Below are 25,975 nucleotides of genomic sequence, written 5' to 3' on the forward strand. Positions count from 1 at the left end.
TTAGGCGCGCCCGTAGGCTTCCGCAATGGCAACATTCATCGCGTCTTGCGGTGTCCGGTCGCCCCAACACACCAGTTGGAACGCGGGGTAGAACCGCTCGGACGCCATAATCGCCGCCGACAGCATTTTGTCGATCTGCTCCGCTCCCGCGTCGCAGCCGCCAGACAGGATCAACCCGTAGCGGTAGACCATCAGTTGCTGCGCGTGCCAGTAGGTAAACGCGCCGGTCCAGCAGGTGTCATTCGCACGGTTCAGCATGTCATAGAGGGCCGGAAGCTTGTCCTCTGGCGGCTCCATCTCGAAGGTCGAGACCAGACGGAGCGTCTCGTCATGGTGCGACCAAGCCAGCGTGATCGAGTAGGTCCGCCATTGCCCCTCAATCGCCATCGCGATTTGGTCTTCCGCAATACGGTCAAATTCCCATTCGTGATGGGCTGCAAGGGTTTCCACCACATCAATAGGGTGCAAATCTTCGGTCTCGAAGTACTGCTCTAGGCTGGACATGCTCGGCCCCCATCCAGATTGCGCTGATAGGGTTAAGCTGAGACCCAACAGGCAGTGTTTTATACTACAGGTCGCTTGTTCACCGCGAGCCTTGCCTAGATGTTGTGACTTATCCAAGTCTCTGTAAAGAACTTATTTAGTGTTACCCACAACAGATTGTGGTTCCTGTGGGTGAAACCCACTATTTAGGCGGTTGTCCACAGACCGCGCAGCTCGGGGATTTCTTGAGGTTGATCAGGCGGGTCTCGGAATACAGCGCATCATAAATCAGCATCTGCCCTTTCAGGGGCGCACCAGCCCCCGTGACATGCTTGATCGCTTCCACCGCCATCATGGAACCAACCACGCCCGGCAATGCCCCCACCACCCCCGCTTCGGCGCAAGACGGAGCCAGCCCGTCCGCCGCAGCCGTTGGAAAAACGCAGGCGTAGCATGGGCCTTCACTGGCAGGATGAAACAAGCTCAACTGCCCCTCCCATTGCGTAATCGCGCCAGATATCAACGGCTTGCCAAGTTGCACCGCCGTTTGGTTCACCAGATACCGCGTGTCCGCATTGTCAGATCCATCAAGGATCAAATCATAATCCGCGAACAGTTCCGCCGCCATGTCGGCTTCCAGCCTGCGGTGGTATGGGCGGATGGTGACAAAGGGGTTTTGGGCCTGCAAGGCCTCTTGCGCCGAGAACACTTTGGGCATGTCGATCCGTGCATCCGTGTGGATCACCTGCCGCTGCAGGTTGGAGCTGTCCACCACATCGTCGTCAATCACGCCAATGGTGCCAATGCCCGCCGCAGCCAAGTATTGCAACGCAGGCGCGCCCAAGCCACCAGCCCCGATGACCAGCACCTTCGCCTTCTTCATTTTCTTTTGCCCAGGCCCGCCGATTTCGCGCAACACGATGTGGCGCGCGTAGCGGTTCAACTCTGCGTCGGTAAACTTATCCGATGGCACAGATCCGACCTCATCCTTCGCCGCGCGTTGCTTCAAACGTGCCAAAACCGCGCGGTATCCCAAAACGATTGCTGCTAGCCCCCCGAAGATCGCCCAACCCGATAGCGTGCCCGTTGTCGATTTAATCGGGTTGCTGTCGGGGAGTGTGAGCTGCGCAAAAATCACCAGCGAGAACAACACGACAAACGAGGTTACCTGTGCGCGCTGGCTTGCCCCAAGCAGCCGACCAACCAGCCCCATAATCGCGGCTATAACAAGGACTAACCCCATGTCAGCCGCGCCCAGTAGAGCCAAAGCCGCCCGCGCCGCGCGTGGTGTCCGACAGCTCTGACGTCAACGCAAACCGCGCCTGCACCACGGGGGCCACGATCATCTGCGCCACGCGGTCACCATGGGCGATTGTAAACGGCTCTGTGCCAAGGTTGATCAAAATCACACCCAACGGCCCACGATAATCACTATCAATCGTGCCGGGTGTGTTGGGTAGGCTGATACCATGCTTCAAGGCTAGGCCCGAACGCGGGCGAATTTGCACCTCGAACCCTACGGGAATTTCTACACGAAGCCCCGTCGGCACCAAGGCCCGCGCCATGGGGGGCAAAACAAGCCCGCTCAACCGATCCGCTGACGCTAAATTAGCCCGCAAGTCTGCCCCAGCCGCGCCTTCGGTCTCATAGGATGGCAAGCCAAGCGTTGGGTCGGCGTCATCTGTCCAAGTGAATTGCAAAGTCGGGGTCACGACAGTTCCTCGGCGATTTTGGCTGCAATTTTGGCGGCGACTTGATCCTTGGTCAGTCGCGGCCAGACGTCCGCTCCCTCGCTGGTTATGATCGTCACGGCATTCTCGCTGCCGCCCATGATCCCTGTCTCTGGGCTGACGTCATTGGCCACGATCCAGTCGCAGCCTTTGCGTTTCAGCTTCGACGCGGCGTTGGTCATAACATTGTCGGTCTCAGCCGCGAACCCGACAACCAGTTGCGGGCGGCCTTTCTTCATCTGCGATACCCCCGCCAAGATGTCGGGGTTTTCCGAGAACTCCAATGCAGGGGCCTTGCCCGAGCCGTCTTTCTTCATCTTGGAGCCAGAGGCATTCTCGACCCGCCAATCCGCCACTGCGGCGGCAAACACAGCCGCATCTGCGGGCAAGGCCGCCTCCACGGCATCCTTCATCTCTTGCGCGGTTTGCACGTGGACCACCCCCACACCACTTGGAGGGGGCACATCTGCGGGGCCGGTCACGAAGCTGATCTTCGCCCCCAACGCCGCCAACGCACGGGCCAATGCGGTGCCCTGTGCACCAGAGGATCGGTTTGCGATGTAGCGCACGGGGTCAATCGGCTCATGCGTCGGGCCGGACGTCACGATGATATGTTTGCCTTTAAGGGGCCCGTCGAGCAGTGCGGCCTCAACCGCGTCAACAATCGTCAAAGGCTCCGACATGCGGCCCGGTCCGTGCTCGCCGCACGCCATGTCGCCGACGTCGGGGCCGACTGTTAAGATGCCGTCTCCTTGCAAGGTGGCCAGATTGCGCTGCGTTGCGGGGTGTTCCCACATGCGCACGTTCATCGCGGGCGCTATCAGCACGCGTTTGTCCGTCGCCATCAGCAATGTCGAGGCCAGATCATTCGCCAAGCCCGCCGCCATTTTGGCCATCAGGTCTGCTGTTGCAGGGGCGACAACCACCAAGTCGGCGGCACGGGATAACTCGATATGGCCCATCTCGGCCTCATCCGTCAGGTCGAACAAGTCGCGGTAAACCTTCTGTCCCGCCAATGCCGATGTGCTTAGCGGGGTTACGAACTCCTCCGCCGATTTGGTCAAAACGGGGGTCACCGTGGCTCCCCGCTCGCGCAAGCGCCGGATCAAATCCAAGGATTTGAAGGCAGCTATTCCGCCGCCCACGATCAGAAGTATTCGTTTACCTGCAAGCATGTTGCACCCCGCGTTCATTCCCGTAAGTGTTAAGACAGCGCGGCGCAGGGGGCAATCAGTTGCTTGAAAAGGCCTCGCAGGGATCATCGCGGTCTGCGCCAAAGCTGCCCGTCATAATCCAGCGGTCATAGGGCGGGGCTATCTCGCCCTCCTCCAGCTGCCCAACGGCGATCAAATTGACCTGCGGTGCAACCTGCCTGACGTAAAACGGCACGCCCCAATCCGTGCGCGCGTGGCCATTGCCGGTGATCACCAGAACCGGGCCGCCTGTGTCCTCCAACGCCTGCAATGTCGTGCGCGCGAAGCTTGCGTCGCGCAGCCTTTGGGCCTCAACCATGCCGGCCAACATGTCTTCGGGCAGGGCGCTGCAATGCGCGGTGCCTTGCAGCTCCTCACGTGCTGATTGCTCGGACGCGGGCAATGGCACGTCTAACCCGTAATCAGCGCCTTCCCCGAACTGTGACGCTGCCCCGTCCCCGATTGCCGCCCGCACCGTTTCGCGGGGGACAGCCGCGCCGTAAATGCGCGCTTGGGGGGCCGTCGCGAATATCGAGAAGTAGTTATGGAACGCAGGCCAACCGCCGCGCGCGCTCCAGTCCAGTGCCGCATCAAGCTCGCTAAACACCGCCCTATTCGCCGCCTGCCCCGCCTCGGCCTGTGCGGGCGTCAGCATCTCAAAAACCAAGGCTGAGGGGTAAATCGCCCCCGCAACCTTGGCCTGATTGACGTGATGAAGCGCGTTGTCGTGCTGCTCCCCCATGATCACAATGTCAGCCGCGCCCAAGCTTTCAAATGCGGACGTTGTCAGCACCTCGCCATTGGCCATTGAGGCAAAGGCGCAGGCGCTAATAGTCATCGCAATTCGCATCATGGGCGTCATCCTTTTGGGTAAAATTCCCTGTTGCTCCGGCATAGCGTTGCGTCAGCACTCGTGCAATGATCAGCCGAGCACAAGTTCATCAGCAACCACGTCTTCACGCCAAATCGGTTTTGCCTTGGCTCCGGCCTTGTGTTTTGAGACAACCAACCTGAAGCCCACAGGATCGAGTAGGAGATTTCACATATGGCTGAACTTCCCCCGCTCACGTTGGTGCTTGGTGGTGCTGCTTCCGGCAAGTCCGCCTTTGCGGAACAACTTGTCGCCTGTGCGCAGTTGGAGAAACACTACATCGCCACCGCGCAGGCCTTTGACGATGAGATGCATGCGAAAATACAAAAGCACCAAAACACACGCGCCGCCGACCGTTGGGTCACGCATGAGGAACCGCGCGACCTTGCGCCAGTGCTCCATGCCATGTCCGCCGATAAGGTGGTACTGCTCGATTGTGCCACGCTTTGGTTGACCAACCAGTTGATGGCTGACACAGATCTAGACGCGGCATCGCGTGGCTTGGTGCCCAGCCTCATCTCCTGCCCCGCCGCGGTGGTGGTGGTGTCCAACGAGGTCGGCCAAGGCATCGTACCCGAACACGCAATGTCGCGGCAATTTCGAGAGGCTCAGGGCAAGCTGAACCAGCTCGTCGCGCGCGACGCACAATTGGTTGTTCAAGTCATCGCGGGCCTGCCAATGGTGCTGAAAGGCACGCTGCCCGAGGGCATGTCATGACCACCACCCGCCTTTGGTGGGTTCGCCATGGCCCCACCCATGAGAAGGCGTTCACCGGTTGGCGCGATGTCCCCGCAGATCTAAGCGACACCGATAAAATTGCGCGGCTGCATGCCTATCTTCCGCAAGGGGCGGCGCTTGTGTCTTCTGACCTGTTGCGGGCCAGAACCACCGCCGATGCCATTGGGAGTGGCCGCCTGCGCCTGCCCCATGACCGCGATTTTCGCGAGTTGCACTTCGGGGTTTGGGACGGATTACATTTCTCCGAAGTCACCAAGATGCACCCAGAGTTATCCCGCGCGTACTGGGAAAAGCCTGGAGATGTGAAGCCACCTGAGGGCGAAAGTTGGAACGAATTGCATGCGCGGTTGCGCCCCAAGGTGGATGCCCTGCACTCAGGCCCGCACCAAGACGTGGTGATCGTGGCCCATATGGGGGTCATCATGTCCCAGATAGAGCGCGCCTTGGGCGTAACCCCCTATGAAGCCATGGCGCATCAAATCAACCCACTGTCGGTCACCCGCCTTGATATCTCCCCAGAAGGCTGGCACGCCGAGGTGATCAATCACCAACCGTGATGCACTCGGCCCACAATTCTTCATTCACCATTTGACCCGAACCCCGCTAACCTGCAGGGCATGACTTATGATTTACTTATTGGCGACCGCTCTTATTCCAGTTGGTCCCTCCGAGGTTGGCTTTTGTTCGCGAAGTTCGACGTCGACGTGGTCGTGCATGACACGCGGCTCTCTGTTCCCCAGTTCAAGGAAGACCTAAAATCCTTCGCACCAGCGCGCACGGTTCCCGTGATGCGTTTGCCCGAAGGCGGCGTTGTAATGGATAGCATTGCGATGGCCGAGACCTTGGCTGAACGACACCCCGACAAGGGATATTGGCCCAAAGACGCCAACGCCCGCGCATTGGCGCGCGGGATGGTCGCTGAAATGCATAGCGGATACAGCGCATTACGCACAGCTTGCCCGATGAACCTGCGTCAGAGCTTTGTAGACTTCCCCGTACCCGACGACGTCGCCACAGATGTCGCGCGGATTGAAACCCTATGGGGCATGGCACGTGATCACGCTACGGCAGGCCCTTGGCTATTTGGCGAATATTCGACCGCAGACGCCTTCTTTGCCCCGGTCGCGGCGCGTTTGGCGGGTTACGGCATCACCGTCAACGCAGAGGCGACGCGCTACATCACCCAGACCATCTCTGATCCTGTCTTTTTGCAATGGCGGCGACGCGGGCTGCAAGATGAGCCAATGTCGAACTATGTCCTGCCTTTCGCGGCAGGCACATGGCCCGGTCCCGACTAAGTAAACCTCGCGTTAACCAACACTCGACCACAGTACGCCGTAAGGGTTAGCACCGAGGGTCAGTTGGTCACACGTACATACACAGTCGCCTTCGAAGGCATAGAGGCCCGATTGGTCGAGGTGCAATGCGCCGTGACCGCCGGGCTTCCGTCGTTCTCCATTGTGGGACTGGCCGACAAAGCCGTCAGCGAGGCCCGCGACCGCGTCCGTGCCGCATTAACCGCTATGTCAATTGCGATGCCGTCCAAACGGGTGACCGTGAACCTATCGCCAGCTGACATGCCCAAAGAGGGCTCGCACTTCGACCTACCAATTGCACTGGCCCTGCTGGCCGCGTTGGAAATACTGCCCGCCGAAGATGTCCAAAACACCGTGGCTTTGGGTGAATTGTCGCTCGATGGCTCATTGGTTCCCGTTATCGGCACCCTGCCCGCGGCTCTGACGGCAGCGGAGCAAGATTGCAGTCTTTTATGCCCCGAAGCGTGTGGCGCAGAGGCCGCATGGGTCGACGCCGCGCGTGTGTATGGCGCGTCATCCCTGCTGGAAGTTGTCCAACACTACACGGGGCAACGCCCTCTCACAGTGGCCACCCCCGGCGAAGTCACACGCCCACAACACAGCAAAGACCTGCGCGATGTGAAGGGGCAAGAACGTGCCAAACGCGCCTTGGAGATTGCCGCGGCAGGGCGACATCATTTGCTGCTCGTGGGCACTCCGGGCTCGGGCAAATCCATGCTCGCCGCGCGGTTGTCGGGCATCTTGCCCCCATTATCGCCGGAGGAGGCGTTGGAAACCTCCATGATCCATTCCCTCGCAGGATTGCTTGATAACGGCGGTATCTCGCGTGAACGCCCGTTCAGAACCCCGCATCACACGGCCTCCATGGCGGCCATCGTGGGGGGCGGGCGCGGTGCCAAGCCGGGGGAAATTTCATTGGCTCATAACGGTGTGTTGTTCATGGACGAGTTCCCCGAATACCCACGCGCGGTGTTAGAAACCCTGCGACAACCCATCGAGACCGGCGATGTAGTGGTCGCGCGGGCCAATGCGCATGTGCGCTATCCGTGCAAATTCATGCTCGTTGCGGCCGCAAACCCTTGCAAATGCGGGTATATGACGGATGCGGCGCAAGCTTGCTCTCGCGCGCCAATTTGCGGTGAGGACTATATGGGGCGCATTTCCGGCCCTCTGATGGACCGCTTTGATTTGCGCCTAGACGTGCCGCCCGTGGCCTTCACCGATCTGGATTTACCCGCCTCTGGTGACACGACCATGACCGTCGCGGCACGTGTCGAGGCCGCACGCGGACTGCAAAACGAAAGGTTCTTGGGGCATGGCGGTGTGCGCGTCAATGCGGACGCTGAAGGCGAGTTATTGAAAGACATCGCCACCCCAGACGCTGAGGGGGCCGCCTTGTTAACCCGCGCGGCGGAGCACTACCGCCTCTCCGCGCGCAGCTATCACCGCGTGTTGCGGGTCGCGCGCACGATTGCCGACTTGGAAGCCAGCCCAGACGTGCGCGCGCCCCATATCGCGGAAGCCGTTAGTTACCGCGTGGCAACGTAGCTAGGCGCGTTTCGCCTCGATAGCTTCCCAAATTTTGGACGTGATATTCACGCCATCAAACCGTTCCAGTTCTTGAATGCCGGTGGGCGAGGTCACGTTAATCTCGGTTAACCAACCGCCGATAACGTCAATACCGACAAAAACCTGACCCGCTGCTTTCAGGTCAGCCCCGATCCGCGCGCAGATTTCCAAGTCGCGCTCGGTCAAGCCAACCTTTTCGGGACGGCCTCCAACGTGCATGTTGGAACGGGTCTCCCCCTTGGCTGGCACACGGTTGATGCCGCCAACGGGTTCCCCGTCGACAAGGATGATCCGTTTGTCACCCTTGGCCACATCGGGCAGGAACTTTTGCATGATCAGCGGTTCGCGATTGATGCCCGCAAATAGCTCATGCAAGGAGTTCAGGTTGCGATCCTCAGGTGTCAGGCGGAACACGCCCGCCCCTCCGTTGCCGTAAAGCGGCTTTAGGATGACGTCGCCATGACGCTCTTTAAAGGCTTTCAACGCGGACAGATCGCGGGCGATTGCTGTGGGCGGCGTCAGGTCAGGGTAATCCAATACCTTTAACTTTTCAGGCCAGTTGCGCACCCACGTTGGGTCATTCACAACCAAAGTGTCAGGATGAACGCGATCCAGAATATGCGTGGTGGTGATGTAGCCCATGTCGAATGGTGGGTCTTGGCGCAGCCAGACAACGTCCCAATCCGCTAATTTAATCTTTTGGCGGGCACCCAATTCAAAGTGGTCACCTTGAACCCGGCGTACGGTTAATGCCCAGCCATCGGCGTAAACTTCACCTTCTTCATAGGACAAGGCGTCGGGCGTGTAGTAAAACAGCTCGTGCCCGCGGGCTTGGGCCTCTTCGGCAATTCGAAAACTCGAGTCCGCTTCGATATCGATGTTATCGATTGGATCCATTTGAATGGCGACCTTCAGGCCCATGCGCTGTCCTTCCATGGCAATTGGCCGAGAAATCGACCCGCTTGCACTAAATGCGGCAGCGTGGTCCGGCTTTCAATCCATTATCTGCAAACAGGCATCACCATCTGAGTGCACATGTCACGCGGCCAGCGCATTCTCGAGAACTTTCACACGTCCAATTTGATCCACGAGAGCCACGTCAAATCGCATGTTGGTATCTTGGCCCGCAGGCTCTGCCGCAACAAATTCGCCAGCTGTAACGAACAAACGTTCAATTTGGGCAGGCAGCAAACGTTCCGCGGCCCGAGCATGGCTACGACTTTGTTTCACTTCAACGAAAATCACCTCAGCACCCGAGCGCAGCACAAGGTCTACTTCGCCGCTACTTCCTCGAAAACGGTGGGCCGCAAAATGGTAGCCGCGTCGAAGATAATCCCTTGCAACACTGCGTTCCGCTTCGATCCCCGCGTGGTAACCTGTTCGGCCGCGCTCAGATCGTGACATGTTACTTTCCTTCTTTTTCCAAGCGCAGTGCAGCCTGATAGACCTGTCTGCGCGGTTGTCCAGTGGTTGCTACGACTTGCGCCACTGCATCTTTCAACGACCCTGACGCCATTGCCTCCTTCAGCAAGATGTCTGTGTCTTTCTCATCAAATGTGCTGGCCTCGCCTCGGGCGACCAGAACGACGACTTCCCCCTTCAAGGTGACCCCGTCCAATTCTTCTACAAGTGCCGCCAAGCTGCCGCGACGAACCTCTTCAAACTTTTTCGTCAACTCCCGCGCGATGACCGCTTTGCGCTCTTCTCCGTATACTTCTACCAAATCGCCTAACATTTTGTGAACGCGTTTGGGGCTTTCATAGAACACAAGCGTTCCAGGCACTTCTGCCAAGCCGCGCAAAAAACTCTGGCGCTGCCCCTTCGACGTCGGGGCGAATCCTGCAAAAAAGAACGCGTCCGTTGCCAATCCACTGACCGACAAAGCCGCTAGAACCGCAGACGGGCCGGGGGCTGCGGTGACCATAAACCCCTCCTCGGTTACGCTTCGCCCCAATTGATAGCCCGGATCAGCGACCAGCGGCGTTCCGGCCTCTGATGCGTAGGCCACGGACTTGCCTTCGGCCAATGCTTTCAACAACCTAGGCCGCGCGGAGGCCCCATTGTGATCATGGTAGGCGACCATAGGACGCCCTTCCAAAGCGATTCCATGAATATCCATCAAACGACGCAAAGTTCGCGTGTCTTCAGCCGCCAAAACATCAGCGGACGTCAAAATATCCAGCGCGCGCAACGTTATGTCGCGAGCAGTTCCAATGGGGGTGGCTATAAAATACAGGCCCGAGGCCAAATTTACGCGTTTTGCAGCCGTCATGACTATTACCCTTCGTCTTCACGTTTACTTGGCACTCCATACCTCGTATTCAGGTGGCCACAAGTGTGGCTGTGCCGGCGGCCATTTGGTGGGGACTTTTGGAGTGATAAACATGTTCAACCTTTTGGGAAGCGCCCGCAAGGGTGCACGCGCTGTTCTGGCGATTGCCGCAGCCGCCGCATTATCGGCCTGTGATATAGATTTAAGCCAAGTGAGTGGCGGAGGGGCGAAATCAAACGGCGGCGCTGTCGAGGTCGCCTTACTGGTGCCATACGGCTCCGCAACACCTGGTGATGACGGGTTGGCCCGTGCACTGGAGAATGCAGCGCGCCTAGCCGCCGCCGATCTGGGCGAAGGTAAGGTGAACATCACCGTTTACCGCACTGCAGGCCAAGCCAGCACCGCAGCCTCTGTCGCGACGCAAGCGGTTGCTGCCGGAGCTGACGTTATTCTTGGGCCGCTGCGCTCTGACGCGGCGAATGCTGCAGCCGTCGCTGTTGCGGGCACTGACGTGAATGTCGTGGCCTTCTCAAACAACACCTCCATTGCTGGCGGCAACTTATTTGTCATCGGCAACACATTTGACAACATCGCTTCGCGCTTGATGGGATACGCAGGTGCACAAGGACGCAGCCGCGTGGTCGTCGTCTATCCCCAAACCCCTGTTGGCCAGATCGGGCGCTCTGCCATTGTGAAAGCAACCTCAGGAACCAACGTTCAAGTTGTGGGCGACGGCGCCTTTGAATTCAGCGAACAAGGCATCATCTCTGCGGTACCACGGATCGCCAACACGGTTAAAGAAACCGGCGCGACTGCGATTATGCTGACCTCGGACAGCACTGGTGCGTTACCCTTGCTCGCGCAGCTGCTGCCGGAGCAAGGCGTAAGCCCGGCGGTAACAAAATATATCGGCCTAACTCGCTGGGACGTGCCCGCGCAAACCTTATCCCTTCCCGGCATTCAAGGGGGCTGGTTCGCCCTTCCCGACCCGACCCCAGTAGCCCAGTTCAACAACCGCTATCGCTCTGCGCACGGTGATGCGGCGCACCCTCTGGCGGGGCTGGCATATGACGGTATTGCGGCTTTTGGCGCACTGGCATCCAAAAAGCTGGCGGTGTCCAGGGGAAATCTGACGCAATCCTCTGGCTTCAAGGGTGTGAACGGGGTATTCCGGTTCAAAGCCGACGGTACGAACGAACGTGCCTTGGCGATCGCACAAGTGACGAACAATCAGGTCCAGATTATTGATCCCGCACCCAAATCCTTCGGCTTCGGCGGCTTCTAAGTCGTTCAAGACCGATCTGCCACTCTCTGCGCCGGGCGAGCTGATTTGCCCGGCACAAGACATTCTGGATATCGACGCGCTGCAAGTGCGGCTCGATGCAGAGCTTGCCGATTGCAACGACCCCAAGGATATACGCGCAGCCACCGTCAAGGCGTTGTCCGAGGTGCAAGCCTACGGCCGCGACGTGATCTCCCAGGCATTTTCAAAAAACCCGCGTGCGGCGCGGCGTCTTACGCGCTCCTATAGCCACCTTACCGACGGATTGGTCCGCTCCGCCTTTTATGTGGCGCTAACCTACTTGCACCCGATTTCAAACCCCACCGAATCTGAGCGGCTGGCAGTCTTGGCCGTGGGCGGCTACGGGCGTGGGGAAATGGCGCCATTCTCGGACGTGGATTTGCTATTTTTGACGCCCTACAAGGTCACCCCTTGGGCTGAAAGCGTCATCGAGTCGATGCTCTACATCCTATGGGACTTGAAACTGAAGGTTGGCCATGCCTCTCGCACGGTAAAAGATTGCCTGCGGCTTGGGCGCGAGGATTTCACCATCCGCACCGCATTGTTGGAGCATCGCCTTGTCGGCGGTTATGCCTCATTGGCCGAAGAATTGGACGACCAGCTTTGGCGCAAGCTTTTCAAAAGCACCGGTGCTGAATTTGTAGAAGCGAAGTTGGCCGAGCGCGAAGCACGTCTGAAGAAAAACGGCGGGCAGCGCTATATAGTTGAGCCTAACGTCAAAGAGGGCAAAGGCGGGCTGCGCGACCTGCAATCCCTGTACTGGATCGCCAAATATGTGAACGGCGTCAAAACCGTTGATGAGCTGGTGAACCTAGATGTTTTCACCCAAGAGGAGCTGGACAATTTCCGGCAAGCTGATCGCTTTGTTTGGGCCACTCGGTCCCACATGCACCTGATCGCAAATCGCGCCACCGAGCAGTTGTCGTTTGATCTGCAAGTCACTGTCGCCGAGCGGATGGGCTATAAGGACACCGAAGGTCGGCGTGCGGTTGAGCACTTCATGCAAGACTACTTCCGCCACGCCACACGCGTTGGCGAATTGACCCGCATCCTGCTCACCGACCTTGAGGCAAGACACGTCAAATCCGAACCCGCCATTGTTGGGTTTTGGCGCAACGCCCGCCGTAAGCGGCTGCGCAAAGGATTCAACCTACTCCAAAACCGCTTGAATATCGTCGATACCGGCGCATTCCTTGCGGATCCTGTGAACCTGCTGCGCATCTTCGAAGAGGCCATGCGCACGGGGTACCTCATCCATCCAGACGCAATGCGGCTGATCGCGACGAACCTCGAAATGGTGCGCGAACTTGAAGGCGACAAAGTCGCTTCGCGCATATTCCTTGATACATTGCTCAAACATGGGAACCCCGAACGCGCCTTGCGCCGCATGAACGAGCTGGGCGTTTTGGGGGCATTTATCCCCGATTTTCAAACCATCGTCGCGATGATGCAGTTCAATATGTATCACTCCTACACGGTGGACGAGCACACTATTCAAACGATCTCTCACCTCGCGCAAATTGAACGTGAGGAGTTGATCGAGGAGCTGCCCGTCGCCTCCAGCATCCTGAACGAGGGACTGAACCGCAAAGTCCTCTATGTGGCGTTGTTGCTTCACGACATTGGCAAAGGTCGCGCCGAGGATCACGCCATTCTAGGTGCCAAGATGGCCCGCTACATTGCGCCACGACTGGGGCTGAACAAAGAGGAATGCGACACAGTCGAATGGCTGGTGCGCTACCACTTGTTGATGTCCGACATGGCCCAAAAACGCGACATTGCTGACCCGCGCACCGTACGTGATTTTGCCAAGGCGGTAAAAACCGTCAAGCGGCTGGACCTGTTGTGCGTGTTGACCGTCTGCGACATTCGCGGCGTGGGCCCCAATGTGTGGAACAACTGGAAAGCCTCCCTGATCCGCGCGCTATACCGCCAAACGCGGCGCGGGCTTGAGGATGGAATGGAGGCGCTTAACCGCAAGGAACGCGGTTCTGAGGCCAAGAAGAACCTGCGCGCGGGCTTGCCGGAATGGGACAAGAAATCCATGAACCGCGAAATTGCACGCCATTACCCTCCATATTGGCAGGGCTTGCACGTCACGGCCCATATGGATTTTGCCATGTTGCTCCGCGACATCCCGACGGATGAAATCCGTATTGAGCTGACCCCCGACGAAGATCGCGATGCAACGCGGGCCTGCTTTGCAATGGCAGACCACCCCGGCATTTTCTCGCGTATGTGTGGCGCGCTGGCGTTGGTTGGTGCGAATGTTGTTGATGCACGGACCTACACCAGCAAGGACGGCTTCGCGACGGCCGCTTTCTGGATTCAAGATGGCGACGGGCACCCCTATGACGTGGGCCGCCTGCCCCGCCTGAAGACGATGATTCACAAAACGCTGATGGGCGAGGTCCTGGCCCGCGAGGCTCTGGCCCCGCGCGACAAAATCAAGAAGCGCGAACGCCCGTTTGTGGTGCCAACATCGGTGACCTTCGATAACGAGGGCTCGGAAGTCTACACCATCATCGAGGTGGACACCCGCGACCGCCCGGGCCTTCTGTATGACCTCAGCCGCACCTTGTCGGAGACGAACATCCAGATATCATCTGCGGTGATCGCCACCTATGGTGAGCAAGTCGTCGACACCTTCTACGTGAAGGATATGTTCGGGTTGAAATTCCACGCCAGCTCCAAACAAGCGACTATTGAACGCAAGCTTCGCGAGGCCATTGTGCGCGGCTCCGAGCGTGCGCGGGCATGAGCAAACCTAACCGCCTGATGCGAGGCTTCGCCACCGTTGGGCTGTGGACCTTGGTGTCGCGCATTCTTGGCTTCGTGCGGGATGTGCTCATTGCGGGATTCCTTGGGGCAGGCCCCGTGGCGGAGGCCTTCTTGATCGCCTTCTCCCTGCCCAACATGTTCCGCCGCTTCTTCGCGGAGGGCGCCTTCAACATGGCCTTCGTACCTATGTTTTCCAAAAAAGTGGAATCAGGCGACGACCCGCTGACCTTCGCGCGCGATGCGTTTACGGGACTGGGAACGCTGCTGATCGTCTTCACGCTGATTGCCCAAATATTCATGCCCGCCTTGGTGCTACTGATGGCGTCGGGCTTTGCCGCAGATGAGCGGCTGGAGCTGGCAACCCTCTTTGGCCGCATCGCCTTCCCCTACATCTTGTTCATCTCATTGGCAGCCCTGTTGTCGGGTGTGCTGAACGCCACGGGCCGGTTTGTGGCCGCGGCCGCTGCCCCTGTTCTGCTTAACATCATATTCATTCTCGCCCTCGGGTTTAGCGCTGTGGGCTGCAAATGCACCCCACAAGAACTACAAGAACTCACAGGCATATTCCTCGCTTGGGCCGTGCCTATCGCAGGGATCGCCCAATTGGCGCTTGTGTGGTGGGCTGCATCGCGCGCCGGCTACCGCCTGATCCCGCGCATGCCCCGCTTAACGCCGGAACTCAAACGCCTCGCGATTATCGCAGGTCCCGCGGCCCTTGCTGGTGGTGTGGTGCAGATAAACTTGCTCGTAGGCCGCAACGTCGCCAGCTGGACCGAAGGCGCAATCGCGTGGGTCAACTACGCGGACCGCCTGTATCAGCTGCCCTTGGGCGTCGTCGCAATCGCCATCGGCGTGGTCTTGCTGCCCGAGCTGTCACGCCGCTTACAAGCCGATGATGTGGCGGGTGGGCAAGACGCGTTGAGCCGCGCGGGTGAAGTGGCACTAGCGCTGACCGTGCCATGTGCTGTGGCCTTGATGGTTATCCCCTCGCCGATGATTTCCGTGCTGTTTGAGCGTGGCCGTTTCACAGCAGAGGACACCGCGGCCACCGCATTGGCCGTCGCCATCTACGGGCTTGGACTGCCCGCATTTGTTTTGCAAAAAATCTTCCAACCGCTCTATTTCGCCCGCGAAGACACCAAACGCCCCTTCTACTTTGCGCTGGCGGCTATGGTGATCAATCTCGTTGTAGCCGTGGGCCTTTGGGCGTGGCTCGACTATCTGGCGGCGGCTTTGGCCACGTCACTGGCGGGCTGGGGCATGGCGTGGCTGTTGTGGCGTTACTCGCGTGACTTCGGGCCAGCGGCCAGCTTCGACGCCCGTTTCCGCAGCCGTGCACCGCGCATCATTGCGGCCTCTTTCGCGATGGGCGGGTTCCTCTTCGCGGCACATCTGCTGTTGGCCCCACTCTTTGAGATGGGCGCATGGCGCTATCTGGCGCTCGCAATATTAATGATAAGTGGCGGGGCATTCTACGCCTTGGCCGGGCGCCTCTTTGGAGCATTTACACCGGCAGACCTGAAAAGTGCCCTCAAACGTTAACGCTGGCGCATCTTCGCCAGCACGCGGCCCCAGCCACCGGGGCTGACAATGAACGACATCGAGAAGCCGACCACAAAGCCCGCGACGTCCGCCACCCAGTCGTGACCACCGCCAAACAGCAACCCGAACACCAGCTGGAACAGCATCAAAAACCCGATCAACGAGAACGCCCGCATCGAGTTCGCGCCCACAGCCGCAAGGTTCACCCACAAAAGAAATGTGAACGCCCCGATCAACCCATAGGCGCCAGGATAGGCCCCAATTAATGGCTGAGAGGTGTCGATCAATGTCGCATAAACCAATGCAGCAACAATGGAGCTACCCATAAAGACTGCGATGAACGACAGGGCCGAGAAGACCTCCCCCACGGCCTTACCGATGGCCAGAACAATCACCACGGCGAAAGCCGCATGGGTGAAACTTCCGTGGACAAACGGATAAGTCACAAACCGCTGCATATGCTCCATGGGGTAGTAGCTTTTGTCCAACATCTGCATCCAGATCGGGCCAAAGAAGGAGTAGTCCTGCAGCGCAATCACACGCCAACCTATACCTTGCGCCCCCCCCACAAGCCCGCTGGCACCCGCTTGGAAGATAACCTCAACCCCCGCCAAAATCACCGCCAAGGCGACAACCACCGGCGGTAGGGCGTTAAACGGGGATGCGTCTGCGTTTTCATGATACATGGGAGCTGCTCTGGTTGACCTCTTGTTGGGTCATGGGTAAGCGACAAGGACCCATAAATCCAGACGGAGATACAGACCATGGCAAACACGGCCTTCCAACCGCGCGTGTTCTCAGGCATCCAGCCATCCGGCGGCCTGACCCTTGGCAACTACCTCGGGGCGCTCAAGCGTTTTACGACGATGCAAGACGAGGGAAATTTCGAGACGATCTACTGCATGGTGGATCTGCACGCGATCACCGTCTGGCAAGACCCCGAAACATTGAAGCGCAACACCCGCGAGCTTTGCGCGGGCTTCATCGCCTCAGGCATTGATCCTGAAAAGTCGATCCTGTTCAACCAATCTCAGGTGCCAGAGCACGCACAGCTGGCGTGGATTTTCAACACCGTGGCCCGCATGGGCTGGTTGAACCGCATGACGCAGTTCAAGGACAAAGCTGGCAAAAACCGCGAGAACGCGTCCGTGGGCCTCTTCGCCTACCCGTCGTTGATGGCGGCGGACATCTTGATCTACCACGCCACACACGTGCCCGTGGGCGACGACCAAAAGCAGCATCTAGAGCTAACCCGCGACATTGCGGCCAAGTTCAACCACGACTACGGCGTGGACTTCTTCCCGATCACCGAGCCGGTGATTGAGGGGGCGGCGACGCGGGTGATGTCTTTGCGCGATGGGTCCAAGAAAATGTCGAAGTCTGATGCCTCCGACATGAGCCGGATCAACATGACGGACGACGCCGACACAATCGCGGCCAAGCTGCGCAAGGCCCGCACCGACCCTGACGCATTGCCGTCCGAGGTCGCGGGCCTGGCCGAACGCCCCGAGGCCCGCAACCTGATCAACATCTACGCCGCTTTCTCCGACATGACGCCGGAGCAAGTTTTGGCTGAGGTAGGCGGCAAGCAGTTCTCGGAGTTCAAGCCGATGCTGGCGGAATTGGCGGTATCCAAGCTGTCCCCGATTTCATCCGAGATGTCGCGTCTGATGCAAGACCAAGGCGAGATCGACAAGATCCTGAGCCGCGGCGCAGAACGCGCCCGCGAGATCACCGAACCGATCCTTGCCAAGACCTACGACATCGTCGGAATGGTGCGGTAAACACGTCTTTGATCGCGGTGCTCAGGTGCCGCGATCAACTTTTGCAATCTCGCGCCTTTGGCCTAGGGTCGCATATGGCGGCGATGAAAGCATCAAACGCCCGCCCTCTATATGCAAGTCTCTAAAAGATCGGCTATGCGGGACATTGCCGCCATTCAAGCCTTATTCACAAAGGTCTACTTTGTGCTTTGAAGTGACTTCAGTATCTGGTCAGTTTTCCACCTTCCACAGATATCCGTGTCATTCATGAATCTTTCGGATCACTGTCATAAAACTGAAATAGGCGCCGCGCTAAGCATGGGCATCTCACTCGAAAAGGAACAACTCTCCATGCCTCGCATTAGCTTTACCCGTCGCCAAGCGTTTTTGGGCACAGCCGCCCTTTCCGCAACCATTGCCATGCCTTCCCTATCAAGGGCTGGGTCGCGTCCGCTGATCACCCATGGCGTTATGTCTGGTGATGTTGCCCATGATGGTGCCGTCATCTGGAGTCGTGCCGACCGTGAAGCCAAGATGCTTGTCGAATGGGCCACCACCGAAAGCATGACAGACGTGCGTGCTGTTCCCGGATTGGCCGTCGGCACACCAACCGATTACTCAGGCAAACTGGCACTGACTGGGCTACCAAGCGATCAGGATATCTTTTACCGGGTAACAATGTCCGATCTTGCAGACGGCTCCCTTTCAGAGCCAATGACCGGCACATTCCGCACGGCACCGATGAGCAACCGCGACGTCAGTTTCGTTTGGTCTGGCGATACCGCTGGTCAAGGTTGGGGCATTGACGAGGATCGCGGTGGCATGACCACCTATGCGACGATGAACAGTCATGCGCCTGACTTCTTCCTGCATTCCGGTGATACGGTCTATTCAGATGGCCCGTTAAAAGAAGAGGTCGCCCTAGATGACGGCACAATTTGGAAGAACCTTGTCACCCCCGCAAAAACCAAAGTGGCCGAGACATTGGACGAATTCCGCGGTCAGCATTTGTACAACTATATGGATAAGAACGTAAAAGCATTTAATGCCTCTGTGCCGATGATCTCTCAGTGGGACGACCACGAAGTCACAAACAACTGGTATCCCAACGAAATGTTGACCACGGATGACCGCTATACAGAGAAATCATTGCAGGTTTTGGCGGCCCGTTCCGCGCGTGCGTTCCATGAAATGATGCCAACCCGTCAGACTATGTCGGAACCGATGCGGGTTTATCGCAAGGTTTCTTACGGCCCGTTGCTCGATATCTTTGTGATCGACATGCGCACATATCGCGGTGACAACACGGCCAACACCGAAGCCGAAGGCACGCCGTTCTTGGGTGCTGAGCAACTTGCTTGGCTGAAACGCGAGATGGTGAATTCCTCTGCCACATGGAAGGTCATCGCAGCGGACATGCCCATTGGTATGATGGTGCGCGACGGCGACAACATGGAAAACAGCGCAAACGGAGACGGCCCAGTCTTGGGACGTGAGAACGATATTGCAACGATCTTGTCGTTCATAAAGACCGCTGAGATCGCCAACACAGTCTGGCTCACCGCAGATGTACACTATACAGCAGCACATCACTATTCGCCCGATCGGGCGATCTTCCAGGAATTTGAACCGTTCTGGGAATTCGTTTCGGGCCCGCTGCATGCAGGTACCTTCGGGCCATCGACCTATGACAATACGTTTGGACCCGAAGTCCGCTTTGCAAAGCATCCTGAAGAAGGGCAAGCGAACCTTCCGCCCAGCGACGGCCTTCAGTTCTTTGGCAAGGTCGACATCGCCGCCGACACAAGCGTGATGACTGTGCGACTGATGGATAGCGCAGATGTGGAGCTCTGGTCAGTTGAACTAGAGCCCAAGATCACCACCTGAATACGCAAGATCGAGGTGGCCGGTTTAGGCCACCTCTCCCGCGCCAGTTTGTAAGTGCCGAGAGGGTGCAATGAGAGCCCGATGGCTCGAATATGTGTGCACCCCGTTAGCAAAGTTGATTTTCGCTGCAATTTACCAAACGTGCACTCTGGGCTCCAAACCGACCTCCGTCATTTAATACAAAACGCCCCCTACAGAAACCACCCACGTCACATTTCAGACAACCATCGTCATTACCTGCACCCCACACACAAAGGTCTGGACGGCTGACCTAATCACACCTAGCCTGCCCCAATCATTGGGAGGATCACTATGGCAACCGGCATCAACATTCGCACCTATTTTGAAGGCACTTGGCACGCAGGCGACGTGCCGGTCATGCGCGCGGCGGATCACGCTATGTGGCTGGGGACTTCCGTGTTTGACGGCGCGCGCTATTTTGAGGGGGTCTCCCCCGATCTCTATGCCCATTGCGATCGGGTGAACCGCTCGGCTGCCGCATTGATGATCACCCCGACACATACCGCCGAGCAGATGGTCGAGATCGTGCAAGAAGGTCTTGCCGCCTACCCCAAAACCTCTGCCGTCTACATTCGTCCGATGTATTGGGCCATTGCGGGCGACGAGCTGGGGATCGTTCCATTGCCCGATGCCACCGGCTTTGCCATCTGCCTTGAGGAAATTCCGATGGCCCCGCAAGGCACCGCCACGACGCTGACCACCACGCAATTTTGCCGCCCCACGCTGTCCTCTGCCGTGGTGAACGCCAAGGCAGGCTGCCTGTACCCAAACAACGCCCGCATGCTGACGGAGGCGCGCGCCAAAGGGTTCGGCAACGCCTTGGTCGCGGATGCCTTGGGCAATGTGGCTGAAACTGCCACGGCGAATGTGTTCATGGTGCGCGACGGCGAAATCTTCACGCCCGTGCCAAATGGGACGTTCTTGTCGGGCATCACCCGTGGCCGCCACATCGACAACTTGGCCAAAGACGGCGTGAAGGTGCGTGAAACCGTGCTAAGCTTCCAAGACTTCCGCGAGGCGGATGAGGTGTTCTTGTCCGGCAACATGATGAAAGTCACCTCAGTCAAGGAATTCGACGGAACACATTACCAATCCGGCCCGACAACCAAGCGGGTGCGCGAAATGTATTGGGATTGGGCGCTGTCGGAATGACTTCACGTTGCGGCATAGGCAAGGCAATCCATGTATTGCGCGGGGCGGCGGCTTGCATCATGATCCCTCCTCGGGAGGGCTATGGCCATGCGTAAGTTTCTTGTTGTACTCGATGACAGCCGCGAATGCTTGAATGCAATGCGTTTTGCGGCGATGCGTGCTGCCCGTACGGGTGGTGGTGTTGAAATTCTAGCAGTGATTCCACCGGATGAGTTCAACCACTGGGTTGGCGTCGGTGAGATCATGCGCCAAGAAGCCCGCGAACGCATCGAGGTCCATTTCGAAGTTTTCGCCAAATGGATGCGCGACAAGCAGGGCGTTGACCCCGAGTTGGTGATCCGCGAGGGGGAGCCCGTGCCGGAGATACTTTCGCAAGTGAAAGACGACCCTGAGGTGGGTGTTCTGGTTCTTGGGGCTGGCACCGGCAAAAAGGGCCCCGGCCCGCTGGTGACCGAATTGACCCGCCAGTCCGGAACCCTACCGATGCCCGTGACCATCGTTCCGGGCGAAATGACCAAAGAGCAGCTTGAGGCTGTCAGCTAGGGATCCCCCCAGCCAATTTAGAATAATTCCAATCTATTGACTTCGCGCCAGCGGGGTCTCATATTTATAGTCTACATCAAAGAGGCCCTGACATGTTCATCCAGACAGAATCCACTCCGAACCCAGCAACGCTCAAATTCCTTCCCGGACAGACCGTTTTGGAAATGGGGACCGCGGATTTCCCAACGGCTGACACAGCCGGAAACTCCCCCCTCGCCAGCCGCGTGTTTGCGGTAGATGGCGTGGCCGGCGTCTTCCTTGGCAACGACTTTGTAACCGTCACCAAAACCGACGCAACGGAATGGGACCACCTCAAGCCCGCCATCCTTGGCGCGGTGATGGAGCACTTCCAATCCGGCCAACCCGCCATCGACGGCGAAAACACAGGCGCAGGCGGCCACGCGGACCACGACGGTGAAGACGGCGCGATTGTCGACCAGATCAAAGAATTGCTTGATACCCGCGTGCGCCCTGCTGTGGCCCAGGACGGCGGCGACATCACATTCCACGGCTTTGAGCGCGGGGTGGTTTATCTGCACATGCAAGGTGCTTGCGCTGGCTGCCCATCGTCCACAGTGACGTTGAAGATGGGCATCGAGAACCTGCTGCGCCACTACATCCCCGAAGTGGTTGAGGTTCGCCCCGTCGCGGCCTAAAGCTTGCGCCATGGCTGACCAACTCATCTTGGCATTTGACACATCGGCCGCGCATTGCGCGGCCGCTTTGCTTTTGGGCGAGGTCATTGTGGCGTCCCGTGTCGAGGAGATGCAAAAAGGGCAGGCAGAGCGGCTCATGCCGTTGCTCGAAGAAGTCCTAGCCGAAGCTGGCAAAAGCTGGAGCGACCTTGACCGCATCGGCGTGGGCGTTGGGCCGGGAAATTTCACAGGCATCCGCATCTCGGTAAGTGCCGCACGGGGTCTTGCCATGGCACTGGGCATCCCTGCAATTGGGGTGAGCAGCTTGCAGGCTATGGCCTACACATCCGCCACGTCCCACCTGACCATGGCCACCCTCGATGCGCGGCAAGGCAATCTGTACTGCCAATTGTTCAACAAAGGCGGCGAAGCGATTGATGAGCCTCGCCTGTGTGCCGCGACTGATATTTCCAACCACTTCCCGCAGGGCACGCCAACCATTGTGGGGCATAACAGCGCTGAATTGGCCGACCAATTGGGCGCGACACATGCGGACGCGCCCCCAATAAAAACCGTCGAATCCATGGCTCGAATCGTAGCGGCCAGAACGCCCGATGGCACGCGCCCTGCCCCTTTGTATCTGCGCCCAGCGGATGCAGCGCCGCCGCGCGATCCTGCGCCAAAAATATTATGACCTCGCAAGAGCTGGCGGCTTTGCACGCTAAATGCTTCACGACCCCGCGCCCGTGGTCTGCATCCGAGTTCGCAAGCTTCCAAGAGACCGCTTTTACCCTCACCCACCCGCATGGTTTTCTGCTCGGGCGTGTCATCGCGGATGAGGCGGAGTTGCTAACCTTGGCCGTGGATCCCGCAGCGCGGCGGCAAGGCGTGGCGCGTGCTTTGGTCCAAGATTACAAGGCCCGTTGCATTGACGACGGCGCAAATGTCGCATTCTTGGAAGTAGCATCTGACAACGCTGCAGCAATCGCGCTTTATCAATCCTCGGGCTTCACTGAGGCAGGTAAACGTCGCAATTACTACCGCCGACCAGACGGCACCATGCTGGATGCCTTGGTACTTCGCTGCCCAATGGGCACGCATTGACCCTGCGTAAGAGGCTACATTCGTCATGTTTCAGAAAATTCCATCAAGAATCGGTTGACCACTCCTCATCACTAAGGCGTTATTACGTGATGATCAGCGGGCGCTAGCCGCCCGATCACTGCTTAAAGAAAACGGGGGGACGGCCTCGTATTAACCAAAAAAACATCTGGGAGACCACCATGACAGTCATGACCAAATTCCTCGGCGCCGCCGCAACATTGGCGCTTAGCGCTGGCGTTGCTGCCGCTGATCCGGCAATCATTTTCGATTTGGGCGGCAAGTTCGACAAATCCTTCAACGAAGCGGCCTTCAACGGCGCGACCCGCTGGGCGGAAGAATCTGGCTCCAAATTCGCGGAAGTTGAGTTGCAATCCGACGCGCAGCGCGAGCAAGCTCTGCGTCGCTTTGCAGACCGTGGGTTCAACCCGATCGTCATGGCTGGCTTTGCATTCGGCAACGCGCTTGGCGAAGTTGCAGGCGACTACCCTGACACATCTTTCGTGATCATCGACATGGTTGTGGACGCACCAAACGTGCGCTCGGTGGTGTTCAACGAGCATGAAGGCTCCTACCTTGTGGGCTACATGGCGGCGAAAGCTTCCAAGTCCAACACTGTTGGCTTCATCGGCGGCATGGACATCCCACTGATCCGCAAATTCGCATGTGGCTACGCGCAAGGCGCCAAAGCTGCGAACCCTGATGCAACCGTGATTTCCAACATGACCGGCACAACCGGCGCGGCTTGGAACGATCCGGTTAAAGGCGGCGAGCTGACACGCGCGCAAATCAGCCAAGGCGCTGACGTTGTATATGCGGCGGCGGGTGGCACAGGCTTGGGCGTTTTGCAAACTGCGGCTGACGAGGGCATCTTGTCCATCGGCGTCGACAGCAACCAAAACCACCTGCACCCAGGCAAGGTTCTGACATCCATGATGAAGCGCGTGGACAACGCCGTTTACAATGCGATGACAGACGGCCCCGGCTTGGAAACTGGCTTCAATGTCATGGGCTTGGCCAATGAGGGCGTCGGCTACTCGCTGGATGACAACAACGCATCCCTCGTGTCTGACGCTTTGAAAACAGAAGTGGACGCAGTTGCGGCCCAGATCATTTCTGGTGACGTCGCCGTGCATGACTACATGTCCGACGAGTCCTGCCCAGCCTTGACATTCTAAGTTAGGCCCCAAGCATGACGGATTGCATTCACACCTTCTTCTCTGCTTGGGGTGACCCATCGGACGAGAGCCGCGCGAAAAAGGCCGACGCGGCTCTCGCCACCTCATTTTACTACGCAGACCCAAATGCGCCGGAGCCGATCACCACGCGTGACGCCTATCTGGCCTATGTGAAGATTTACGGAGACATGATGCCTGACGGCTCGGCCAAGGTCGTTCATGTCTCGCAGCACAACACCCACGCCCGCGCCACTGTTGCCTTTTGCAAGGACGGTGTCCCCATGCAGCATGGCCAATATTTCGTGGACATCGTGGATGGTAAGATCACACGTCTCATTGGGTTTGCCGGCATGGGAGAACCCGAGTGAGCACTGCTCCGGCAATTGAGCTTAAAGGCATCTCAAAGTCCTTCGGCCCCGTTCAAGCAAATAAAGACATCTCAATCAGCGTCATGCCCGGTACGATCCATGGGATCATCGGCGAGAATGGTGCCGGTAAATCGACGTTGATGTCGATCCTTTATGGTTTTTACAAAGCCGACAAAGGCGACGTGTTTATCGCGGGCAAGAAAACCGCGATCCCCGACAGCCAAGCGGCCATCGCGGCGGGCATCGGCATGGTGTTCCAACACTTCAAGCTGGTTGAGAATTTCACCGTTTTGGAAAACGTCATCCTCGGTGCGGAAGATGGCGCGATGTTGGCTCCTTCCTTGCGCAAGGCCCGCAAAGAGCTGACCGCATTGGCCAGCGAGTATGAGTTAAACGTAGACCCAGACGCCTTGATCGAAGAGATCGGCGTGGGCATGCAGCAGCGCGTCGAGATCCTCAAAGCGCTGTACCGTCAGGCCGACATCTTGATCTTGGACGAGCCGACAGGCGTGCTGACACCCGCTGAGGCGGACCAATTGTTCCGCATCCTTCACCGCCTGAAGGAGGAAGGCAAAACCATCATCCTGATCACACACAAGCTGCGCGAGATCATGGAAGCCACCGACACGGTATCGGTGATGCGCCGCGGCGAGATGACGGCGACGGTAAAGACGTCCCAGACCTCGCCCGAACATCTGGCAGAGCTGATGGTGGGCCGTAAGGTCTTGCTACGAGTAGATAAAGAGCCTGCCAAGCTTGGCGACAAAGTGCTGGAGATCGAGAACCTTCGCGTTGTGGACGCGGCAGGCGTCGAACGGGTCAAAGGCATCTCCTTGGATGTACGCGCGGGAGAGATCTTGGGCATCGCAGGGGTGGCGGGCAACGGCCAATCCGAACTGTTGGAGGTCTTGGGCGGCATAGAAAATGGCACTGGCGTGATCCGCGTCAACGGCAAGGAAATCGACCTGACCGGTGCGCTATCCGACGCGAAGTCCCGCCGCAAACGCGGCATCGCGCATGTCCCCGAAGATCGCCAACGCGAAGGGCTGATCATGGACTTTACCGCGTGGGAAAACACCGCCTTTGGGTATGACGACGACGGCGCGTATCAATCCGGCCTGCTGATGAACAACACGGCCATCCGCGAGGATGCGCAAGGCAAGATCGAGCGTTTCGACGTGCGCCCAGCCGATTCCGAGCTGGAGGCCAAAAGCTTCTCGGGCGGGAACCAGCAAAAGATCGTGCTGGCGCGCGAGATTGAACGCGACCCCGACCTACTATTGATCGGTCAACCAACGCGCGGCGTGGACATTGGTGCGATTGAATTCATCCACCAACAGATCGTCGCCCTGCGCGACAAGGGCAAGGCGATCTTGCTGGTGTCAGTAGAGCTGGAAGAAATCTTGGCCCTCTCCGACCGTATCGCCGTGATCTTCGACGGCCAGCTGATGGGCGAACGTCTACCAGCCGACACTGACGAGAAAGAACTGGGCCTGATGATGGCAGGCATGACTGGGGGGGACAGCTAA

At 58.4% G+C, this 25,975-nt stretch carries 26 protein-coding genes; 17 read left to right on the forward strand and 9 right to left on the reverse strand.

All coding sequences use genetic code 11. From position 1 onward, the window contains the following. From ABJN86_RS05105 to ABJN86_RS05125, 5 genes are all read right to left on the reverse strand, one after another. Complete coding sequence (locus ABJN86_RS05105) at positions 1 to 504, reverse strand: YbjN domain-containing protein (protein WP_348365139.1); 504 nt, start codon at positions 502 to 504, stop codon at positions 1 to 3. A gap of 181 nt (positions 505 to 685) precedes the next feature. Next, positions 686 to 1,726 carry a molybdopterin-synthase adenylyltransferase MoeB gene (gene moeB / locus ABJN86_RS05110; RefSeq protein ID WP_348365141.1) on the reverse strand — a complete coding sequence of 347 codons (1,041 nt, stop codon included), beginning with the start codon at positions 1,724 to 1,726 and terminating at the stop codon, positions 686 to 688. Between the two features lies 1 nt (position 1,727). Further along, entirely contained in the window at positions 1,728 to 2,195 is a 468-nt protein-coding gene (gene dut / locus ABJN86_RS05115; RefSeq protein WP_348365144.1) for a dUTP diphosphatase, read from the reverse strand. Further along, positions 2,192 to 3,388: a bifunctional phosphopantothenoylcysteine decarboxylase/phosphopantothenate--cysteine ligase CoaBC gene (gene coaBC, locus ABJN86_RS05120; protein ID WP_348365147.1), complete on the reverse strand. Its 1,197-nt coding sequence runs from the start codon at positions 3,386 to 3,388 to the stop codon at positions 2,192 to 2,194. Before coaBC ends, dut begins: the two co-directional genes overlap by 4 nt. 55 nt (positions 3,389 to 3,443) lie before the next feature. After that, complete coding sequence (locus ABJN86_RS05125; RefSeq protein ID WP_348365150.1) at positions 3,444 to 4,259, reverse strand: ChaN family lipoprotein; 816 nt, start codon at positions 4,257 to 4,259, stop codon at positions 3,444 to 3,446. A 192-nt stretch (positions 4,260 to 4,451) separates the two neighbouring features. Between ABJN86_RS05125 and cobU the strand changes: the two genes are divergently transcribed. From cobU to ABJN86_RS05145, 4 genes are all read left to right on the forward strand, one after another. Continuing rightward, complete coding sequence (gene cobU, locus ABJN86_RS05130; RefSeq protein WP_348365152.1) at positions 4,452 to 4,994, forward strand: bifunctional adenosylcobinamide kinase/adenosylcobinamide-phosphate guanylyltransferase; 543 nt, start codon at positions 4,452 to 4,454, stop codon at positions 4,992 to 4,994. Next, a complete protein-coding gene (locus tag ABJN86_RS05135) occupies positions 4,991 to 5,572 on the forward strand; it encodes a histidine phosphatase family protein (RefSeq protein ID WP_348365155.1) in 582 nt (193 codons plus the stop codon). Before cobU ends, ABJN86_RS05135 begins: the two co-directional genes overlap by 4 nt. A gap of 60 nt (positions 5,573 to 5,632) precedes the next feature. After that, the gene (locus ABJN86_RS05140; RefSeq protein ID WP_348365158.1) at positions 5,633 to 6,313 is read left to right on the forward strand and encodes a glutathione S-transferase; all 681 of its coding nucleotides are present in this window, start codon (positions 5,633 to 5,635) and stop codon (positions 6,311 to 6,313) included. 63 nt (positions 6,314 to 6,376) lie between these two features. After that, entirely contained in the window at positions 6,377 to 7,879 is a 1,503-nt protein-coding gene (locus tag ABJN86_RS05145) for a YifB family Mg chelatase-like AAA ATPase (protein WP_348365160.1), read from the forward strand. Here the strand turns inward: ABJN86_RS05145 and gshB are convergent, their stop codons facing one another. From gshB to rsmI, 3 genes are all read right to left on the reverse strand, one after another. Beyond that, on the reverse strand, positions 7,880 to 8,821 hold the full coding sequence (gshB, locus tag ABJN86_RS05150; RefSeq protein WP_348365486.1) for a glutathione synthase: 942 nt from the start codon (positions 8,819 to 8,821) through the stop codon (positions 7,880 to 7,882). Between the two features lie 117 nt (positions 8,822 to 8,938). Then, a complete protein-coding gene (locus tag ABJN86_RS05155) occupies positions 8,939 to 9,304 on the reverse strand; it encodes a YraN family protein (RefSeq protein WP_348365163.1) in 366 nt (121 codons plus the stop codon). A gap of 1 nt (position 9,305) precedes the next feature. Beyond that, positions 9,306 to 10,172 carry a 16S rRNA (cytidine(1402)-2'-O)-methyltransferase gene (rsmI, locus tag ABJN86_RS05160; protein ID WP_348365165.1) on the reverse strand — a complete coding sequence of 289 codons (867 nt, stop codon included), beginning with the start codon at positions 10,170 to 10,172 and terminating at the stop codon, positions 9,306 to 9,308. A gap of 112 nt (positions 10,173 to 10,284) precedes the next feature. On the opposite strand from rsmI, the gene ABJN86_RS05165 reads away from it, so the two are divergent. The 3 genes from ABJN86_RS05165 to murJ are packed head-to-tail and all read left to right on the forward strand — an operon-like array spanning position 10,285 to position 15,798. Continuing rightward, complete coding sequence (locus ABJN86_RS05165) at positions 10,285 to 11,457, forward strand: penicillin-binding protein activator (protein WP_348365168.1); 1,173 nt, start codon at positions 10,285 to 10,287, stop codon at positions 11,455 to 11,457. A 16-nt stretch (positions 11,458 to 11,473) separates the two neighbouring features. Continuing rightward, complete coding sequence (locus ABJN86_RS05170; RefSeq protein ID WP_348365487.1) at positions 11,474 to 14,236, forward strand: [protein-PII] uridylyltransferase; 2,763 nt, start codon at positions 11,474 to 11,476, stop codon at positions 14,234 to 14,236. After that, positions 14,233 to 15,798: a murein biosynthesis integral membrane protein MurJ gene (murJ, locus tag ABJN86_RS05175; protein WP_348365171.1), complete on the forward strand. Its 1,566-nt coding sequence runs from the start codon at positions 14,233 to 14,235 to the stop codon at positions 15,796 to 15,798. The genes ABJN86_RS05170 and murJ overlap by 4 nt, the downstream gene beginning before the upstream one ends. Here the strand turns inward: murJ and ABJN86_RS05180 are convergent. Then, a complete protein-coding gene (locus tag ABJN86_RS05180) occupies positions 15,795 to 16,484 on the reverse strand; it encodes a rhomboid family intramembrane serine protease (RefSeq protein WP_348365173.1) in 690 nt (229 codons plus the stop codon). The genes murJ and ABJN86_RS05180 overlap by 4 nt on opposite strands. 78 nt (positions 16,485 to 16,562) lie before the next feature. On the opposite strand from ABJN86_RS05180, the gene trpS reads away from it, so the two are divergent. From trpS to ABJN86_RS05230, 10 genes are all read left to right on the forward strand, one after another. Beyond that, positions 16,563 to 17,582: a tryptophan--tRNA ligase gene (trpS, locus tag ABJN86_RS05185; protein ID WP_348365176.1), complete on the forward strand. Its 1,020-nt coding sequence runs from the start codon at positions 16,563 to 16,565 to the stop codon at positions 17,580 to 17,582. A 330-nt stretch (positions 17,583 to 17,912) separates the two neighbouring features. Continuing rightward, the gene (locus tag ABJN86_RS05190) at positions 17,913 to 19,448 is read left to right on the forward strand and encodes an alkaline phosphatase D family protein (protein ID WP_348365178.1); all 1,536 of its coding nucleotides are present in this window, start codon (positions 17,913 to 17,915) and stop codon (positions 19,446 to 19,448) included. A gap of 312 nt (positions 19,449 to 19,760) precedes the next feature. Then, positions 19,761 to 20,621, forward strand: coding sequence for a branched-chain amino acid aminotransferase (locus ABJN86_RS05195; protein ID WP_348365181.1), 861 nt, complete (start codon positions 19,761 to 19,763; stop codon positions 20,619 to 20,621). A gap of 87 nt (positions 20,622 to 20,708) precedes the next feature. After that, positions 20,709 to 21,164, forward strand: a complete 456-nt coding sequence (locus ABJN86_RS05200) for a universal stress protein (protein WP_348365183.1) — start codon at positions 20,709 to 20,711, stop codon at positions 21,162 to 21,164. 92 nt (positions 21,165 to 21,256) lie between these two features. Then, the gene (locus ABJN86_RS05205) at positions 21,257 to 21,820 is read left to right on the forward strand and encodes a NifU family protein (protein WP_348365186.1); all 564 of its coding nucleotides are present in this window, start codon (positions 21,257 to 21,259) and stop codon (positions 21,818 to 21,820) included. A 10-nt stretch (positions 21,821 to 21,830) separates the two neighbouring features. Beyond that, complete coding sequence (gene tsaB, locus ABJN86_RS05210) at positions 21,831 to 22,493, forward strand: tRNA (adenosine(37)-N6)-threonylcarbamoyltransferase complex dimerization subunit type 1 TsaB (protein WP_348365189.1); 663 nt, start codon at positions 21,831 to 21,833, stop codon at positions 22,491 to 22,493. Further along, on the forward strand, positions 22,490 to 22,903 hold the full coding sequence (locus tag ABJN86_RS05215) for a GNAT family N-acetyltransferase (protein WP_348365191.1): 414 nt from the start codon (positions 22,490 to 22,492) through the stop codon (positions 22,901 to 22,903). Before tsaB ends, ABJN86_RS05215 begins: the two co-directional genes overlap by 4 nt. Before the next feature lie 179 nt (positions 22,904 to 23,082). Beyond that, on the forward strand, positions 23,083 to 24,078 hold the full coding sequence (locus ABJN86_RS05220; protein WP_348365194.1) for a BMP family ABC transporter substrate-binding protein: 996 nt from the start codon (positions 23,083 to 23,085) through the stop codon (positions 24,076 to 24,078). 14 nt (positions 24,079 to 24,092) lie between these two features. Next, complete coding sequence (locus ABJN86_RS05225) at positions 24,093 to 24,446, forward strand: nuclear transport factor 2 family protein (protein ID WP_348365197.1); 354 nt, start codon at positions 24,093 to 24,095, stop codon at positions 24,444 to 24,446. Then, the gene (locus ABJN86_RS05230; protein WP_348365200.1) at positions 24,443 to 25,975 is read left to right on the forward strand and encodes an ABC transporter ATP-binding protein; all 1,533 of its coding nucleotides are present in this window, start codon (positions 24,443 to 24,445) and stop codon (positions 25,973 to 25,975) included. The genes ABJN86_RS05225 and ABJN86_RS05230 overlap by 4 nt, the downstream gene beginning before the upstream one ends.

Origin of the sequence: Litoreibacter sp. (assembly GCF_039974535.1) — a bacterium.
GTDB lineage: Bacteria > Pseudomonadota > Alphaproteobacteria > Rhodobacterales > Rhodobacteraceae > Litoreibacter.

What these genes read in the sequence shown, in the direction of transcription:
- moeB (WP_348365141.1), bottom strand. Translation starts at nt 1,726, where the DNA reads ATGGGGTTAGTCCTTGTTATAGCCGCGATTATGGGGCTGGTTGGTCGG.
- tsaB (WP_348365189.1), top strand. Translation starts at nt 21,831, where the DNA reads ATGGCTGACCAACTCATCTTGGCATTTGACACATCGGCCGCGCATTGC.
- ABJN86_RS05190 (WP_348365178.1), top strand. Translation starts at nt 17,913, where the DNA reads ATGCCTCGCATTAGCTTTACCCGTCGCCAAGCGTTTTTGGGCACAGCC.
- ABJN86_RS05105 (WP_348365139.1), bottom strand. Translation starts at nt 504, where the DNA reads ATGTCCAGCCTAGAGCAGTACTTCGAGACCGAAGATTTGCACCCTATT.
- ABJN86_RS05195 (WP_348365181.1), top strand. Translation starts at nt 19,761, where the DNA reads ATGGCAACCGGCATCAACATTCGCACCTATTTTGAAGGCACTTGGCAC.
- ABJN86_RS05215 (WP_348365191.1), top strand. Translation starts at nt 22,490, where the DNA reads ATGACCTCGCAAGAGCTGGCGGCTTTGCACGCTAAATGCTTCACGACC.
- ABJN86_RS05155 (WP_348365163.1), bottom strand. Translation starts at nt 9,304, where the DNA reads ATGTCACGATCTGAGCGCGGCCGAACAGGTTACCACGCGGGGATCGAA.
- ABJN86_RS05140 (WP_348365158.1), top strand. Translation starts at nt 5,633, where the DNA reads ATGACTTATGATTTACTTATTGGCGACCGCTCTTATTCCAGTTGGTCC.
- ABJN86_RS05165 (WP_348365168.1), top strand. Translation starts at nt 10,285, where the DNA reads ATGTTCAACCTTTTGGGAAGCGCCCGCAAGGGTGCACGCGCTGTTCTG.
- trpS (WP_348365176.1), top strand. Translation starts at nt 16,563, where the DNA reads ATGGCAAACACGGCCTTCCAACCGCGCGTGTTCTCAGGCATCCAGCCA.
- ABJN86_RS05205 (WP_348365186.1), top strand. Translation starts at nt 21,257, where the DNA reads ATGTTCATCCAGACAGAATCCACTCCGAACCCAGCAACGCTCAAATTC.
- rsmI (WP_348365165.1), bottom strand. Translation starts at nt 10,172, where the DNA reads ATGACGGCTGCAAAACGCGTAAATTTGGCCTCGGGCCTGTATTTTATA.
- ABJN86_RS05225 (WP_348365197.1), top strand. Translation starts at nt 24,093, where the DNA reads ATGACGGATTGCATTCACACCTTCTTCTCTGCTTGGGGTGACCCATCG.
- gshB (WP_348365486.1), bottom strand. Translation starts at nt 8,821, where the DNA reads ATGGGCCTGAAGGTCGCCATTCAAATGGATCCAATCGATAACATCGAT.
- murJ (WP_348365171.1), top strand. Translation starts at nt 14,233, where the DNA reads ATGAGCAAACCTAACCGCCTGATGCGAGGCTTCGCCACCGTTGGGCTG.
- cobU (WP_348365152.1), top strand. Translation starts at nt 4,452, where the DNA reads ATGGCTGAACTTCCCCCGCTCACGTTGGTGCTTGGTGGTGCTGCTTCC.
- ABJN86_RS05180 (WP_348365173.1), bottom strand. Translation starts at nt 16,484, where the DNA reads ATGTATCATGAAAACGCAGACGCATCCCCGTTTAACGCCCTACCGCCG.
- coaBC (WP_348365147.1), bottom strand. Translation starts at nt 3,388, where the DNA reads ATGCTTGCAGGTAAACGAATACTTCTGATCGTGGGCGGCGGAATAGCT.
- ABJN86_RS05135 (WP_348365155.1), top strand. Translation starts at nt 4,991, where the DNA reads ATGACCACCACCCGCCTTTGGTGGGTTCGCCATGGCCCCACCCATGAG.
- ABJN86_RS05125 (WP_348365150.1), bottom strand. Translation starts at nt 4,259, where the DNA reads ATGATGCGAATTGCGATGACTATTAGCGCCTGCGCCTTTGCCTCAATG.
- ABJN86_RS05200 (WP_348365183.1), top strand. Translation starts at nt 20,709, where the DNA reads ATGCGTAAGTTTCTTGTTGTACTCGATGACAGCCGCGAATGCTTGAAT.
- ABJN86_RS05220 (WP_348365194.1), top strand. Translation starts at nt 23,083, where the DNA reads ATGACAGTCATGACCAAATTCCTCGGCGCCGCCGCAACATTGGCGCTT.